At 70.7% G+C, this 15,624-nt stretch carries 12 protein-coding genes; 7 read left to right on the top strand and 5 right to left on the bottom strand.

What is annotated here, in order from left to right; translation table 11 throughout:
* The first annotated feature begins 85 nt into the window (after positions 1-85).
* The gene (gene purD / locus ACO2RJ_RS10570; RefSeq protein ID WP_423267964.1) at positions 86-1,366 is read left to right on the top strand and encodes a phosphoribosylamine--glycine ligase; all 1,281 of its coding nucleotides are present in this window, start codon (positions 86-88) and stop codon (positions 1,364-1,366) included.
* Between the two features lie 48 nt (positions 1,367-1,414).
* On the opposite strand, the gene ACO2RJ_RS10565 is transcribed toward purD, so the two are convergent.
* The gene (locus ACO2RJ_RS10565; protein WP_423267963.1) at positions 1,415-2,236 is read right to left on the bottom strand and encodes an alpha/beta fold hydrolase; all 822 of its coding nucleotides are present in this window, start codon (positions 2,234-2,236) and stop codon (positions 1,415-1,417) included.
* A 137-nt stretch (positions 2,237-2,373) separates the two neighbouring features.
* Between ACO2RJ_RS10565 and ACO2RJ_RS10560 the strand changes: the two genes are divergently transcribed.
* Positions 2,374-3,387 carry a GlxA family transcriptional regulator gene (locus tag ACO2RJ_RS10560; RefSeq protein ID WP_423267962.1) on the top strand — a complete coding sequence of 338 codons (1,014 nt, stop codon included), beginning with the start codon at positions 2,374-2,376 and terminating at the stop codon, positions 3,385-3,387.
* Between the two features lie 144 nt (positions 3,388-3,531).
* On the top strand, positions 3,532-4,995 hold the full coding sequence (gene zwf, locus ACO2RJ_RS10555) for a glucose-6-phosphate dehydrogenase (RefSeq protein WP_423267961.1): 1,464 nt from the start codon (positions 3,532-3,534) through the stop codon (positions 4,993-4,995).
* Between the two features lie 10 nt (positions 4,996-5,005).
* On the opposite strand, the gene ACO2RJ_RS10550 is transcribed toward zwf, so the two are convergent.
* The 4 genes from ACO2RJ_RS10550 to ACO2RJ_RS10535 form a co-directional block, all read right to left on the bottom strand.
* Positions 5,006-7,852: a hypothetical protein gene (locus tag ACO2RJ_RS10550; protein WP_423267960.1), complete on the bottom strand. Its 2,847-nt coding sequence runs from the start codon at positions 7,850-7,852 to the stop codon at positions 5,006-5,008.
* A gap of 123 nt (positions 7,853-7,975) precedes the next feature.
* Positions 7,976-8,524, bottom strand: a complete 549-nt coding sequence (locus tag ACO2RJ_RS10545) for a formaldehyde-activating enzyme (RefSeq protein ID WP_423267959.1) — start codon at positions 8,522-8,524, stop codon at positions 7,976-7,978.
* A 94-nt stretch (positions 8,525-8,618) separates the two neighbouring features.
* Positions 8,619-9,527 (bottom strand): TIGR01459 family HAD-type hydrolase, encoded by a 909-nt coding sequence (locus ACO2RJ_RS10540; RefSeq protein WP_423267958.1) that lies wholly within the window; start codon positions 9,525-9,527, stop codon positions 8,619-8,621.
* A 63-nt stretch (positions 9,528-9,590) separates the two neighbouring features.
* A complete protein-coding gene (locus tag ACO2RJ_RS10535; protein WP_423267957.1) occupies positions 9,591-10,976 on the bottom strand; it encodes an EAL domain-containing protein in 1,386 nt (461 codons plus the stop codon).
* A gap of 139 nt (positions 10,977-11,115) precedes the next feature.
* On the opposite strand from ACO2RJ_RS10535, the gene ACO2RJ_RS10530 reads away from it, so the two are divergent.
* From ACO2RJ_RS10530 to hisS, 4 genes are all read left to right on the top strand, one after another.
* On the top strand, positions 11,116-11,319 hold the full coding sequence (locus ACO2RJ_RS10530; RefSeq protein ID WP_423267956.1) for a heavy-metal-associated domain-containing protein: 204 nt from the start codon (positions 11,116-11,118) through the stop codon (positions 11,317-11,319).
* A gap of 93 nt (positions 11,320-11,412) precedes the next feature.
* Entirely contained in the window at positions 11,413-12,822 is a 1,410-nt protein-coding gene (locus ACO2RJ_RS10525) for a sigma-54-dependent transcriptional regulator (RefSeq protein WP_423267955.1), read from the top strand.
* A gap of 85 nt (positions 12,823-12,907) precedes the next feature.
* Positions 12,908-14,038 (top strand): TIGR03364 family FAD-dependent oxidoreductase, encoded by a 1,131-nt coding sequence (locus tag ACO2RJ_RS10520; RefSeq protein ID WP_423267954.1) that lies wholly within the window; start codon positions 12,908-12,910, stop codon positions 14,036-14,038.
* 113 nt (positions 14,039-14,151) lie between these two features.
* Complete coding sequence (gene hisS, locus ACO2RJ_RS10515) at positions 14,152-15,624, top strand: histidine--tRNA ligase (protein WP_423267953.1); 1,473 nt, start codon at positions 14,152-14,154, stop codon at positions 15,622-15,624.

Raw genomic sequence — 15,624 nt, 5'->3', positions numbered from 1 at the left:
GCCGATTGATCGCGCCCCGGCTTGCGCCGGGGCCGCATGCCGATAGAAGGGGCGTCGTCCTCAGGTCCAAGGCGGCGCCCCTTCCATGATCGTTCTCCTGCTCGGCTCCGGCGGCCGCGAACACGCGCTCGCCGCAGCGCTCGCGAAGAGCCCGGCGCTGACCCGGCTGATCGCAGCCCCCGGCAACCCCGGAATCGCCAAGCTCGCCGAATGCCGCGCGGTCGCGATCGACGACCTCGACGGGATCGTGGCGCTCGCCCAAGCGGAGAAGGTCGACCTCGTCGTGGTCGGTCCGGAAGCGCCGCTGGTGGACGGCGTCGTCGACCGCCTCAACGAGGTCGGGATCAGAGCGTTCGGCCCCACGGCGGCCGCGGCGCGGCTCGAAGGCTCGAAGGCGTTCACCAAGGAGTTCTGCGCCCGCCACGGCATACCGACCGCGGGGTTCCGCCGCTGCCGGTCGGCGGAGGAGGGCCATGCCGCCGTCGACGCCTTTGGCGTCCCGGTCGTGGTGAAGGCTGACGGGCTGGCGGCCGGCAAAGGGGTGATCGTCGCGGAAACCCTGGCCGAGGCGCACGCCGCGGTCGACCACATGTTCGGCGGCGCGCTCGGGGCTGCGGGCGCCGAGGCCGTCGTCGAGGAGTTCCTGGACGGCGAGGAGGCGAGCCTGTTCGCCCTCGTCGACGGCAAGACCGCCCTGTTCCTCGGCGACGCCCAGGACCACAAGCGCGCCTATGATGGCGACGAGGGTCCCAACACCGGCGGCATGGGAGCGTACTCGCCGGCGCCGGTGCTGAGCCCCGCGCTCATCGATCAGGCGATGAACGAGATCGTGCGGCCGACCGTCGCCGGGATGGCCGAGGAGGGCGCGCCCTTCGTCGGCTTTCTCTACGCCGGGCTCATGGTCGGCCCCGACGGCCCCAAGCTCATCGAATACAATGTCCGTTTCGGCGATCCGGAGGCTCAGGTCGTGCTGCCGCGGCTGAAGGACGACCTGCTCGAACTGATGGCGGCCGCGGTCGACGGCGCGCTTGAAGGCCGCAAGCTGAAGTTCCGGCCCGAGACCGCGCTGTCCGTGGTGCTCGCCGCCAAGGGCTATCCCGGCGACTACGTGAAGGGCACGGAGATACGCGGCGTCGAGACCGCCGAGAAGCGCGGGCAGGTCACCGTGTTTCACGCCGGCACGGCGCTCGACGGCGGCAGGCTTGTGTCGGCGGGCGGGCGGGTGCTCGCGGTGACGGCGCTCGGCGCCGACGCCGCGGAGGCGCAGATGAAGGCCTACGCGGCCGTCGATCTGATCGACTGGCCGGAAGGCTTCTGCCGTCGCGACATCGGCTGGCGCGCCGCTGCGGCGGCCGAGGAGGGCTGAGCCCCCGGCCGGCCGCCGGTCACGGCCGCGGCGGAACGCCCGGGACGGTCATCCCTTGATGAAGGCGAGCAGGTCGGCGTTGAACTCGTCCTGCTGGACCTGCGCGAGGCCGTGGCTCCCGCCCGGATAGACCTTGAGCGTCGCGTTCGGGATGATCTTGGCGGACAGCAGTCCGGCGGCGCCGATCGGCACGATCTGGTCGTCGTCGCCATGGATGACGAGCGCCGGCACGTCGATCTTCTTCAGATCCTCCGTGTAGTCGACCTCCGAAAACTCGCGGATGCAGTCGTAGAGGCCCTTGATGCCGCCGGCCATGCCCTGCAGCCAGAACGCGTCGCGCAGCCCCTCGGAGACCTTCGCGCCGTCGCGGTTGAAGCCGTAGAAGGGCGTCGTCAGGTCCTTGAAGAACTGGGAGCGGTCGTCGAACACGCCCTTGCGGATGCCGTCGAACACGTCGATCGGCAGGCCGCCGGGATTGGCGTCGGTCTTCAGCATCAGCGGCGGCACGGCGCCGACGAGCACGACCTTGGCGACCCGGCTCGTGCCGTGGCGGCCGACGTAATGCGCGACCTCGCCGCCGCCGGTCGAATGGCCGACCATGACGGCGTCCTTGAGGTCGAGCTGCTCGAAAAGCTCGGCCAGATCGTCGGCGTACTGGTCCATGTTGTTGCCGTCCCAGGTCTGGGACGAGCGGCCGTGGCTGCGACGGTCATGGGCGATGACGCGGTAGCCGCGCTCGGCGAGGAACAGCATCTGCCCGTCCCAGGCGTCGGCCGTGAGCGGCCAGCCGTGGGAGAACACGACCGGCTGGCCCGTGCCCCAGTCCTTGTAGAAGATGCTCGCGCCGTCCTTGGTGGTGATGGTGCTCATGACTGCTCTCTCCGGGGTCGGGCCGCTTGCGGCCGATGGGACATGAAGGCGTCGCCGTCTTCGTAAGGGGAGAGATAGACGCCCGCCGTGACGTTTCGGATTGGCGGAACCGACAGAGTTCGGGCTAAAACCGACAGATGAGCGCAACCGCCCTCCCGCCGGAAATCGGCGTTCTGGCCTATCCCGACGCCCAGCTCGGCGCGATCTTCGGGCTGACCGACCTGTTCGCGGTGGCGAACCGCATGGTCGCGGAGCGATTGGGCGCCGACGCTCCGGAGCTCAGGGTCAGCCATTGGCGCGCGACGCCCGGCGATCCCGCCGGCGAGGTGACGCGCAGCTTCGACACCCATCCCGGCCTGCCCGGGACACCGACGTTCCTCATTCTGCCGCCCGCCATCACGGCGCCGATCACCCCTGAGACCGCGGCGCCGCTCGCGGCTTGGCTCCGCGACCGCCATGCGGAAGGCGCGACGCTGTGCTCAGTCTGCGCCGGCGCCTTCCTGCTCGGCGAAGCGGGCGTGGTCGCGGGGCGCTCGGTGACCACGCACTGGTATTACGCCGAGGCCTTCGCGGAGCGCTTTCCGGACGCCCAGGTCGACGCCGACAGGCTCGTGATCGACGACGGCGACGTGATCACGGCCGGCGGTCTGATGGCGTGGACCGATCTGGGGCTGAAGCTCGTCGACCGCCTGCTCGGCCCTGCGATCATGCTCGCGACCGCACGCTTCCTGCTGGTCGATCCGCCCGGCCGCGAGCAGCGCTACTACAGCCTGTTCTCGCCGCGCCTTCATCATGGCGACGCGTCCATTCTGAAGGTTCAGCACTGGCTGCAGACCTCCGCCGCGCGCGACGCCGCCGTGCCGGAGATGGCGGCGCGCGCGGGGCTGGAGGAGCGCACCTTTCTCCGGCGCTTCCGCAAGGCGACGGGCATGACGCCGATCGAGTACTGCCAGCATCTGCGGGTCGGGAAGGCGCGGGACCTGCTGGAGACCAGCAACGCCACCGTCGATCAGATCGCATGGTCCGTCGGCTATGAGGATCCCGGCGCGTTCCGCCGGGTGTTCCACAAGATCACCGGCCTCACGCCGCGCGACCACCGCCAGCGCTTCGGCGCGCAGGACGCGTCGCCGCGTCTCTCGGCGGCGGAGTGAGCCGTACGATGTCGCGCTCTGGAGCCGCTCCGCTCCAATTCGTCGGCGCCGGCCGTGCTGCGCTGCGGGACAGATCGCCGCTTCGCCGTTAAGCTTTCGTCCTGTCGGCGTCGCGCGGGGCGGGGCCTGGACGGGGCGACGCAGTTGAGAAAAATTCCTCCCGGCGTCGGGCCGAGATATCCGCAGGTCGTGGTGCTGTTCGGCGCGACGGGCGACCTCGCCCACAGGAAGCTGCTGCCCGGCTTGTTTCACCTCGTGCGGACGGGCTTCATCCCCGCCTGCCGGATCGTCGGGGTGTCGCTCGAAGACATCGACGCCGAAGGCTTCCGCGCGGTGGCGCGCCGCGCGCTCGACCAGTTCGGCACGCGGAAAGCCGGCGAGGCCGACGCGGCCGCCTTCGCCGACATTCTCGATTACGTCCCGCTTTCGGGCGGCCCGGAGGTTCTCAAGGCCGCCGTGGCCCGGGCGGAAGCCGCGCTCGGCGGCGAGAGCCGGCGGTTGCACTACCTGTCGGTCCCTCCGAACGCGGCTTTGTCGGCGGTCCGGCTGCTCGGCGAGGCCGGTCTCGTCGAGGGCTCGCGCATCGTCATGGAGAAGCCCTTCGGGGTCGATCTCGAAAGCGCCGTCGCGCTCAACGCCAAGCTTCACGATGTCTTCGACGAGAAGCAGATCTTCCGGATCGACCATTTCCTCGGCAAGGAGCCGGCTCAGAATATCCTGGCCTTCCGCTTCGCCAACGGCCTGTTCGAGCCCATCTGGAACCGCAATTTCATCGACCACGTGCAGATCGACGTGCCCGAGACGCTCGGCCTCGGAAAGCGCGCCGGCTTCTACGAGTCGACCGGCGCCTACCGCGACATGGTGGTGACCCACCTGTTTCAGATCCTCGCCTTCATGGCGATGGAGGCGCCGACCTCGCTGGAGCCGAAGCCGATCAGCGAGGAGAAGAACAAGGTCTTCCGCTCGATGACGCCGCTCGACCCGAAGGACGTCGTCCGCGGACAATATGTCGGCTACCGGCAGGAGGAAGGGGTCGACGCGGAGTCCGACGTCGAGACCTTCATCGCGCTCAAATGCTGGATCGACAACTGGCGCTGGGCGGGGGTGCCGTTCTTCCTGCGCACGGGCAAGCGGCTGGCGGAGGGCCAGCGCATCATCTCGATCGCCTTCCGAGAGCCGCCGAAGAGCATGTTCCCGGCGGGCTCCGGCGTGGGAGCGCAGGGGCCGGACCACCTGACCTTCGACCTCGCCGACGCCTCCAAGGTGTCGCTGTCGTTCTACGGCAAGCGGCCGGGACCGGGCATGCGGCTCGACAAGCTCAGCCTGCAGTTCGCGATGCACGACACCGGCCTCGCCGGCGAGGTGCTGGAGGCCTATGAGCGCCTCATCCTCGACGCCATGCGCGGCGACCACACGCTGTTCACGACCGCCGAGGGCATCGAGCGGCTGTGGGAGACCTCCGCGCCGCTTCTGGAGGCGCCGCCGCCGGTCCGGCTCTACCAGCCGGGCTCGTGGGGGCCGAAATCGGTCCACCAGCTGATCGCGCCGCACGCCTGGCGCCTCCCCTTCGAGCGCGCCTGGCGCGCGCCGAACCCGTCGGGCGGTTGAGCCGCCAGTCTCACAGGGCGAAGTCGTCCCTCGCGAAGGCGATCGCCTGGTCGAAGGCGATCGCGAGATCGGCGACCTTGTCGCCGTCGATGTCGGCGAACAACGTGGTCCTGCCCCCGCCCGTCACGGCGCGGAGCTGGCCTCCGGCGCCGGTGAAGGCGGCCTTGCCGAGAAAGACGAAGCCCTGGTCGCCCGCGCGCGACGGGTCGGCGTCGATCGCCGCAAAGTCGATCATGTCGCCCTGCGCCTGTGAGAAGTCGGTGATGACGTCCGGCGCGAGCACGCGGGCGGGATCGTAGATCGAGCCCGTGCCAGGTTCCGACGTGTCCTCGGCGGTCGTGTAGACGAACACGTCGGCCCCCTTGCCGCCGGTCAGCACGTCGCCGCCGCGTCCGCCCTGGATGTGGTTCTTTCCGCCGTCGCCGACGATCGTGTCCGCGCCGCCCGAGCCGATGACGTTCTCGAAATTGCGGAATGCGTCGACGTAGAAATCGCTGACGACCTGGGAGAAGGCGGCGCCTTTGAGCACGATCTCGACGCCGTCCACGCCGGTGAAATCGACCGTGTCGATTCCGGCCCCGCCGTCCAGCGTGTCGTCGCCGGAGTCGCCGTTGATGACGTTCGCCTTGGCGTCGCCCGTCAGCCTGTCGCGGCCGAAGCCGCCGACGAGGTTCTCGATCCCCGTCAACTGATCGGTCTCGAATCCCGAGCCGTCCGTCGCCGTGACCGTGCGGCCGCTGACGAGCGTGACGACCACGGCGGACGACACGCCGGCGAACGACGCCGTGTCGAAGCCCGCGCCGCCAATGATCGCGTCGGACCCGTCGCCCCCGATCAGCAGGTCGTCGCCCGCGCCGCCGCTCAACGTGTCGCCGCCGTCGTCGCCGCGCAGTTCGTCGTCGCCGGAGAGGCCTTCGATCCGATCGTCCTCGATCCCGCCATAGATCGTCGCGGATTCGACCGATTTCGCTTGGACGATGACTTTCCCGCCGGACGAGATCGTGAGGTTCACGCCGCCGGTCGCCTTGGCGATGATCGCCAGATCGAGCGGTTCGGGTCCGAAGACGCCGGACTCTCCGGTGAAGGACAGCGCGTCGTCGCCGGCGCCTCCGTCGACGGAGTCGCGCAGGAGGTCGCCGACGACGGACAAGAGGTCGCCGCCGGCGCCGCCGATCAACGTGTTCGCCCCTTTGCCGGCGGCGAGATCGTCGGAGAAGGCGCCTCCGGCGAGCCGGTCATCGCCCGCGCCGGTCTCCGCCACGATGCGCTCGGCGCCCTTCACGGTCGCCGCCTTCACGCCGCCCTTGGTGATGGAGAGGGCGCCGATGGCGCCCGACATGACGATGGCCTCGTCGGACGCCGACTGGATCTCGAACGTGTCGAGGCCGCCCGCGCCGAGGTCGATCTGGTCGAGCAGCACGTCCTCGAACCGATGCGCGAACAGATCGTCGCCGGCTCCGGCTCTTACAGTGTCGGCGCCCCGGCCGGCGCGGAACGTGTCGGCCGCCCCGGCGCCGAGGAGGCTGTCGCCGCCTGCGCTGTCGATGACGTCGACGGCCTCGATTCCCTTCAGGGTCCCGACTGTGTTTCCGCCGGACTTGACCGTCGCGCCCTTCTGGAGATCGCCGCTCATCACGATCGGCAGCTCGGAGCGCGTGGCGACGAGCTGAAGTCGGTCGAAGCCCGCGCCCCCGTCCACCACGGAAAGCTCAGCGTTCACGCCCGTCGACAGCGAATCGTCGCCGTCGCCCCCGCGCAAGGTGTCGCCTTCGCCGCCCTCCAGCGTGTCGTCGCCGTCGCCGCCGGACAGAAGGTCGTCCTTGCCGAAGGAGCTTCCGACCGCGAGGTCGTCGCCCCCCGTTCCGGTGAAGCGATAGGAGTTCGACGGCCCCTCCCGGATTTCGACCGATTCGAAGCCCTTCGTCTGCGCGACGACCCGCGAGCCGATTTTGAGATTCGCGCCGTCGAAGACGAGGCTCGTCTGCTCCACGCCGTAGAGCCCGATGACGAGCCGGTCGGTCCCCGCCCCGCCGTCATAGGCGCCGATTCCGGCCGCGGGCGCGGCCGAGGTCCAGCGCGTCAGGGTCAGTTCGTCGTTTCCGGTCGACAGCGAGACGCGGTCCTTGCCGCCGGCGGCCAGCGTGACGTCGTCGTCCCCCGCGCCCCCCAGGACGCTGTCGGAGCCTTCGGCTGCGCCCAGCGTGTCGTCGCCGCCGAGCCCGATCAGCGTGTCGTTTCCGGTTCCGCCGATCACCCGGTCAGCGAGCGCGCCGCCCGTCACGGCGTAACGGCCGGTTCCAATCGCGGGATAGTAGGCCTGGTCGGAGCCGAGCTCGAGATCGAGACGCTCGAACGACGTCGCGCGCGCCACAGTGACCGACCCGATCTTGACTTGGGTGGTCGCGCCGAGCTTCACCGTCACGGTCTGGCCGCCGATGACCTCGGAGATCGCCATGGCGAGCGTGTCCTCGCCGGCGCCGCCCGCGAGAACGTCCAGGGTCCGGTCGAGCTTGTCGTCGTCGCCGAACGGGAAGAACTCGATCCGGTCGTCGCCGTCCCCGCCGTCCAGCGTGTCGCGCCCGGCGCCGCCGATCAGCGTGTCGGAGCCGGCGCCGCCGGTCAGCCTGTCGTTGTCGGGGCCTTCGAAATACCGGTCGTCGCCCTCGAGGCGATCGTCGCCCGCGCCGCCGTCGAGCACGTCGGAGCCGGCCTCGCCCTCGATGTCGTCGTCGCCGCCGGCCCCCTTGAGCGTGTCGTTTCCGCCGGCGCCTTCGATGTCGTTGTCGTCGCCGTAGCCGTCGACCTTCTCGCTCGTGTCGTCCCCGTAATAGGACGACCCGCTCCAGTATCCCGCCACGCCGCTTCCCCGCTCAAGATCCGGATGCGCGGAAGCTAAAGGGGGAGCCTGTCATCGCCCATCCGTAGGAGTACGTAGCGACCACCTTCGGACGCTACGATCATCCGCCGGCCGAGGCGCCCGTCACACCTTTCCGTCGAGACCCATCTGATAATATTTGTGGGTGATCTGATCCTGGTTCTCGAGCAGCCAGTCGATCGTGGGCTCGGACGCCATCGCCTTGCGGATCGCCTCGAGCATGCCCTTGCGGTGGATGTCGAACAGCACCTTGTGGTCGAGATTCTCGATGTCGACGATCGTCGGCGCGAGCCAGACCGAGCAGATGATGCCGAGCTCGTTCGCCTTTTCCTTCGGGATGTAGCCGGCGCGGACCGCGTCCAGCACGCCGTTCGCGATCGCGAACTGCACCGTGCCCATGAGGATGTTGGTGTAGCGCGGGTTCTCGACGGTTACCTTCGAGACGCAGAGCGTCACCGGGCGCACCATCACGTCGGTGTTGAGCAGCGCGAAGACGCGGGTGTGGCCTTTGACCTGGTCGCCGGTCAGCGTGGCGATCGCGGTCCCGACGGGGCCGTCGAGTTCGCCGATCACGACCTCCGGCTCGGCCGCCGTGCCGGGAGGGCCTCCTGCGACCAGCGCTTCGCCGGCCTTCAGCACGATGCGGTTGCTCATGGGATCGTCTCCTTCAGTGCAGTTCGATGCGGCCGGCACACTCGGCCCATCGCGCGCGATTGGTCGATATAAGAAAAACTTTGTCGGGGGCGCCTCACCAGACGAGCTGCGGCATCACCGCGACGGGGGAATAGCCGTGCTCGGCGAACAGGGCCGAGAGCTTCTCCGGGTCGGGAGCGCCGCGGCCGAGCTCTTCGGCGTGGATGCCGTCCGCCACGAAGACGCAGTCGAGCCCCGCCGCGGTCGCGCCTGCGAGGTCGGTGCGCACCGCGTCGCCGATCGCGATCACGCGCGACCGCTCCATTGTCCGGCCGAGCACGTCCTCGGCGAGCCGCAGCGCGGCGTCGTAGATCGCGGGATAGGGCTTGCCGGCGAACAGAACCTCGCCGCCGAGCGTCTGGTAGAGATCGGCGATCGCCCCGGCGCACCACAATTGCCGATCGCCGACGCCGACCACGAGGTCGGGATTGGCGCAGATCAGCGGCAGCCCGCGCGCCTTCAGCGCGAGGAGCCGGTCGCGATAGTCCTCGGGAACCTCGGAATCCTCGTCGACCAGCCCGGTGACCACGGCGACGGACGCCTCCTCCGGCCCCACGCGCGACAGGCGGTCGTCGCCGAGCAGCGGCAGGTCGCGTTCGGGCCCGATGTGATGGACCGACCACACGCCGCGCTCGGCGAGCATGCGGCGCGAGACGTCGCCGGACGTTACGATCGCGTCCCACGCGCTGCGCGGCACGCCCTTCTCGTCGAGGCTCTGGACGACCCAGTCGGACGCGCGCGGCGCGTTCGAGACCAGCACGACGGCGCCGCCGCCGGCGCGGAACCGCGTCAGCGCGTCGGAGGCCGCTTCATGGGCGCGCAGACCGTCATGCAGCACCCCCCAGACGTCGCACAGCGCGACGTCGTAGGCGGAAGCGAGCGGCGCGAAGCGCGGGAAGCTCGGCGCGACGGGAGCCGGATCGCCGGTTTCGGCGCCCGAGCTGCGTTCGTTGGAGATGGCCATGCCGCTCCGCTAAGGGGCGCGCCGCCCGAGGTCAAGCGCGCCGCGCCGGCGGGGGCCCGGCGTTCACCCGGATACGACGGTCGGGATCGGTCTCAGCTGCGTCGGTTGCTGCGGGGGCTCCGGCGCGTCCGGCCGCGACGGCCGCACGGGGCGGGGCAGACCGAACAGGAAGCCCTGGGCGGCCTTCACGTCCATGTCGAGCAGTTCGGGAACCGTGCGCTCCTCCTCGACATGGGTCGCGATCAGATCGACGCCCTGGCGGGCGAGCAGGCTCGACAGGTCCGCCGGGTGGATCGCCGAGCCTCGGGCCGCGTCCGGGTCGAGCAGACGGTCGGCTGCGACCTTGACGAAGCGCACGCCGAGCCGGGACAGCTCGCGCGGCTCGAGCCGAAGGTCGCTCGTGCGGTCCATCGAGAGCCGCGCTCCGCGCTCGACCAGCGCCGCCACGGCGTCGCGTTCGACCGGGCCGAAGCCCGCGAAGGCGGCCTGCGACAGCTCGAGCACCACCAGGCGGCCGAGATCGGGCGTCCGTTCGAACAGCGCGACGAGGTCGCGAAAGCCGCGCGCGTCGGCCAGCGTCTCGGCGGCGACGTTGACGAACACCGCCGCGGTGCGGCCGCGCGCGACGAGCCGCCGGGCGACGTCCGCCGCGGTCTCGATCGCCCGCCGATCGATCTCGGCGGTCCGGCCCGCCGCCGCCGCGGCCGATAAAAAAGCGTCCGGCGACATGAGGCCGTCGGGTTCGGCGATGCGCGACAAGGCTTCGTAATGGATGCGGCGACGGCTCGGCAGGGCGACGATCGGCTGCAGGTGGATCTCGAGCCGGTCGTCGCGCAGCGCGAGCTCGAGCCGCGCCGCCAGTCCGCGATCGGCGTTTCCTGCGGCCAGGGGCGCGGGTTCGTCGGGTTCGTCCGGATCGAAGGGGTGCGGGTCCGCGCGCGGCGGTTCGTCGGCGGGCGGTCGAGGCGCGGCGCGCGCCGCCGGCCGAGCCGGCGCCGCGTCGGCGGGCGGCGGAGGCGCCGCCGGAACGGGCGCATCCAGGTTCACGAGGCCTGCGAGCCGCGTGATCTGGGCGTCGTGGCTCGCGACCTCCTTGGCGACGGACGTCACGAGCCCGCCGAGCGCCGCGATCTCCTCGACCAGCGGCCGGGTGGCGGCGCGGGCGCGTTCGGACGCCGCGCCGTCGAGCGTCGAAAGCCGCGCCTCCATGGTCTCCAACCGGCTCTGCAGCTGGGTGACGACGCGGTCGAGATCGTCGAGCCGGCCGAGATCGGCCCCGGGCGAGCGGATGAAGGCGAGGTGGACGACCGCCATCGCGGCGAGCGCGCCGAAGGCTGCGAGCAGCGAGGCGCCGATCCCGAGGTCGAGCCCGAAGGCGGCGATCACGCCGACGCAGGCTGCGGTCACCGTCATGGCGACGGCGACGAACAGCGCGGCGGGCTTCGGCATGGGGGCAGTGTCCGGATGATGATCCCGACGACCATCGCAGATTCGCGATTTGCGGGCCAATCTCTGGCGCCGCGGCCGCGGGCCCTCCACATATTCGCCCGCGGCGCGTGACGTCGCGGACACGCCCGGAGGAGGCGGCATGATCAGTCTCGACGTCGACGGCATGACCTGTGACGGCTGCGCTCGCGCCGTGGAGCGCGCCCTTGTCGCGCGCGATCCGGCCGCGAAGGTCGCCGTGTCGCGGACCGCCGGACGCGTCGACATCGCCACCACCCTGTCGGTCGAAGACGCGGTTGAGGCCGTCGAGCGGGCCGGATACGACGCCAAGCCGTCCGCCGCCTGACCGGGCGATCACCTTTCATTTACCCTGTTCGGCGACCTTGGGCCATCGCGCTTCGCGGACTCATCCGCGAGCCGCGCTCACCGAGGGTCGCACTTGACGCCGCAACCGCTGACGCCGGACGCTGTCGGCATGGTCTCGCCCACCCGGGCGCAGGTCCTGCTGATCGACGGCGACCCGGCCGCGCTGCGCGTCGCGACCACCGCCGTGGCGAACGCCGGCGGCGAGGTGGCGACGACCATCGATCCCATGACGGTCAAGCGCGCCGGGTGCGCGCATGGCGCGGCCTTCGCCGTGGTCGACGTGCCGAACCGCGAGGCGCTGGAGCTCGTCGAAGCGCTGGTGGAGCAGGGGCTTGTGGTGGTCGCGACGAGCGGGGCAGGCTCGGTCGCGCTCGCCGTCGAGGCGATGCGCCGCGGCGCGGTCGACTTCGTCCTGAAGCCCTATTCGCCGGACGCGCTCGCGCGGCGCCTGGCGCCGCGTTTCGCCGAACGCGCGCCGGCCGCCCCGAAGCCCACTCGCGTCCTCGCGCAGCCGGCGCCCGACGCTCTTGATTTCGGCGGCTTCGTCGGCCGCTCCGCGCCGATGCGCGCGCTCTACGCCGAGATCGAGCGCATCGCGCCGTCCCGCGCGCCGGTGTTCGTGACGGGAGAGAGCGGGTCCGGCAAGGAGCTCTGCGCGGAGGCGGTCCACGCACTGTCCGGGCGGGCGCAGAAGCCTTTCGTCGCGCTGAACTGCGGCGCGATCCCGCGCGAGCTGATGGAATCGGAAGTGTTCGGCCATGTCCGGGGCGCCTTCACGGGGGCGAGCGACGACCGGGCGGGCGCCGTGGAGGCGGCGCAAGGCGGCACCCTGTTCCTGGATGAGATCGGCGAGATGGAGCTCGCCCTGCAGGCCAAGCTTCTCCGGGTGCTGCAGACCGGCGAGTTCCGGCGGGTCGGCGAGGCGCGCGCGCGGAACGCCGACATCCGCATCGTGTGCGCCACCCATCGCGACCCTGCGACCGAAGTCGCCGCGGGCCGTTTCCGGCAGGATCTGTACTACCGCCTGCACGTTCTCCCGATCCGGCTGCCGCCGCTGCGCGAGCGCGGAGAGGACATCACGGCGCTCGCGCAGGCCTTTCTGCGGCGCTTCGCCGACGAGGAGGGGCGGAGCTTCCGGCGCTTCTCCGACGGCGCGCTTGAGCGGATCCGCGCCCATGACTGGCCCGGCAATGTGCGCGAGCTGCAGAACGTGGTGCGCCGCGCCGTCGTCCTCGGAGACGGCGACGAGGTGACGGCGGACATGCTGCCGCTCGCCGCGCCCGCCGCGTCGCCGGCCGTCCCGAGCGGGGCCGGCGGCTCCGTCTCCGACGCGATCGAGCCCTTCTGGCTGCAGGAGAGGCGCATCATCGAGACCGCGGTCGCGGCCTTCGGCGGCAACACCGCGCGCGCGGCCGCAGCGCTCGAAATCAGCCCCTCGACGATTTATCGCAAACGGGAGCGCTGGGCGGAGCTCGGCGCCTGACCGCGGCGCCTCGCCAAGCCTGACATATTGACGTCGCGCGTCTGATAGGGTGAGCGTCCGCGCCAATTCGATTGAGGCTCAGCGGATGTCCGACAGATTTGATCTCGCCGTCGTGGGCGGCGGAATCCTCGGGCTCGCCCACGCGCTCGCGGCGGCGCGCGGCGGCCGGCGCGTCGTCGTGCTCGATCGCGAGGCGCGCGCCTGCGGGGCCTCGGTGAGGATGTCCGGGCTCATCACGGTCGCGGGCCACGCTCCGGGGGTCCAGTGGCGGCGCGCCAAGCGGTCGCGCGAGATCTGGGCCGACGTCTGCCAGCACGCCGGCGTCAGGATCGAGCATGAGGGCCTCGCCATCGTCGCGCGCCGGGCGGAAGCCGCGGCGCCGCTCGAGGCGTTCGCCGCGAGCGAGGCGGGGTCGGGCTGCAACTTCTATCGGATCGAGGACGCCCACGCGCTGTTTCCACAGTTCAAGGGCGACATCGCCGGCCTGCTCTGGAGCCCGGACGAACTGCGCGTCGAGGCCAAGTCGGCATTGCCCAAGATCGCCCACTGGCTGGAGGACGCCCACGACGTCGCGTTCCGCTGGGAGACGGCTGTGACCGCCGTCGGAGACGGGGTGATCGAAACCTCGCGTGGGCCGATCGCCGCGGACGCCGCCGTGGTCTGCGCCGGCGACGACTTCCGCACGCTGTTCGGCGAGAGGCTCGCGGCGACCGGTCTCACGCGCGCCAAGTCGCATATGCTGCGCGTGCGCTATGATGACGGCTTCGAGCTTCCCGGCGCGGTCGCGAGCGATCTCGCGGTGCTGCGTCTGCCGGGCTTCGCCGAGCTCGACGGCGTCGACGCCTTGCGGGAGCGGCTCGAGGCCGAGCAACCCGACCATCTGCAATACGGCGTCAATCTGCTGGTGTCGCAATCGTCCGACGGCTCGCTGATCGTCGGCATGAGCCGCCAGGTCGACCCCTCGCCCGATCCGTTCCAGCCGCAGGCGATCGACGATCTGATCCTCGACGAACTCGCGCAGATCTTCGGCAAGCGGCCGAAACACGTCCTGTCGCGCTGGACCGGAACCTACGCCTATTCTCCGGAGCGGCCGGTCGTGGTCGAGGCGCCGAACGAGCGGACGAGGGTGGTGGTCGCCGCCTCCGCCGCCGGCGCGAGCTCAGCCTTCGCGCTCGGCGAGGAGACGATCGCCGGCCTGTTCGGCAAGGCCGGCTAGGAACCGCTCGCTCGGGCGGCGCGGCGGAGGCCCCTGCGCCTCACCTGTTTCGTCGCGAGCCAAAACGCTCTAGGAGCAGACTTCGAAATCCTGCTCCCGGAAGACCCTGACGCATGACCTCCCGCCGCGCCGACCTCACTCCCGCCCGTCTGCCCCGCGGTTTCGCCGATCGCGGCGCGGCCGAGCTCGCGCAGAGCCGCGCGATGACGGAGGCGATCCGGACGACCTACGAGCTCTGGGGGTTCGAGGCGGTCGAGACGCCGTTCTTCGAATACACCGACGCGCTCGGCAAGTTCCTGCCCGATCAGGACCGCCCCAACGCGGGCGTGTTCTCGCTGAAGGACGACGACGACCAGTGGATGTCGCTGCGTTACGACCTGACGGCCCCGCTCGCCCGCTTCGTCGCGGAGAATTTTCAGCGGCTGCCGAAGCCGTATCGCAGCTACCGGTTCGGCCCGGTGTTCCGCAACGAGAAGCCGGGCCCGGGCCGCTTCCGCCAGTTCCTGCAGTTCGACGCCGACATCGTCGGAGCGCCAAGCGTCACCGCGGACGCCGAGATGTGCATGATGATGGCGGATGCGTTGGAAGCCGTCGGCGTCAGGCGCGGCGACTATGTGATCAAGGTCAACAACCGCAAGATCCTCGACGGCGTCATGGAGGCGATCGGCCTCGGCGGCGAGGACAACGCCGGGCGGCGGCTCACCGTGCTCCGGGCGATCGACAAGCTCGACCGGCTGGGGCCGGAAGGCGTGCGCGCCCTGCTGGGAGCTGGGCGCAAGGACGACAGCGGCGACTTCACGAAGGGCGCGGGTCTCGATGAGGCGTCCGCCGGCCGCGTGCTCGACGTCCTGAAGGCGAAGGCCGACCGTAATCTTCACACCGCCCGGAAGCTGTTCGACGAGGTGTCCAACCCGATCGGACAGGAGGGCGCGCGCGAACTGTCCGCGATCGCGGCTCTGGTCGACGCGGCCGGTTACGAAGACCGCGTGGTCATCGATCCCTCCGTCGTGCGCGGCCTGGAATACTATACGGGCCCCGTCTTTGAGGCCGAACTGACCTTCACGATCGACGACGAGCAGGGGCGGCCCATCCAGTTCGGCTCGGTCGGCGGCGGCGGTCGCTATGACGGCCTGGTCGGCCGCTTCATGGCCGAAGACGTGCCGGCGACCGGCTTTTCGATCGGCGTCTCGCGCCTGCAGGCGGCGCTGCGCGCGCTGAAAGGGGAGGACGCCGCGGCGACCGGACCGGTCGTCGTTCTCGTGTTGGACCGCGAGCGGATCGCCGACTCGATGGCGCTGGCGGCGCGTCTGCGCAACGAGGGGATCGCGGCCGAGGTCTATCTCGGGGCGTCCGGCATGAAGGCGCAGATGAAATACGCCGACCGCCGGCGGGCGCCCTGCGTCGTCATCCAGGGCTCCGACGAGCGCGACAAGGGCGAAGTGACGCTCAAAGACCTGGTGGAAGGCGCCAAGGCGGCCGCCGCCATCGCCGACCGCGCGGAGTGGACGGAGAGCCGGCCCGCCCAGGTCACGGTGCCGGAAGCGCGGCTGGTCGAAGAGGTGCGCGCGATCCTCGCGCGCCACTGA

The organism is Hansschlegelia sp. KR7-227, from assembly GCF_049446035.1.
Lineage (GTDB): Bacteria > Pseudomonadota > Alphaproteobacteria > Rhizobiales > Methylopilaceae > Methylopila.
The sequence above is the reverse complement of the archived record's forward strand: the minus strand, read 5'-3'. Positions and strand labels throughout refer to the sequence as shown.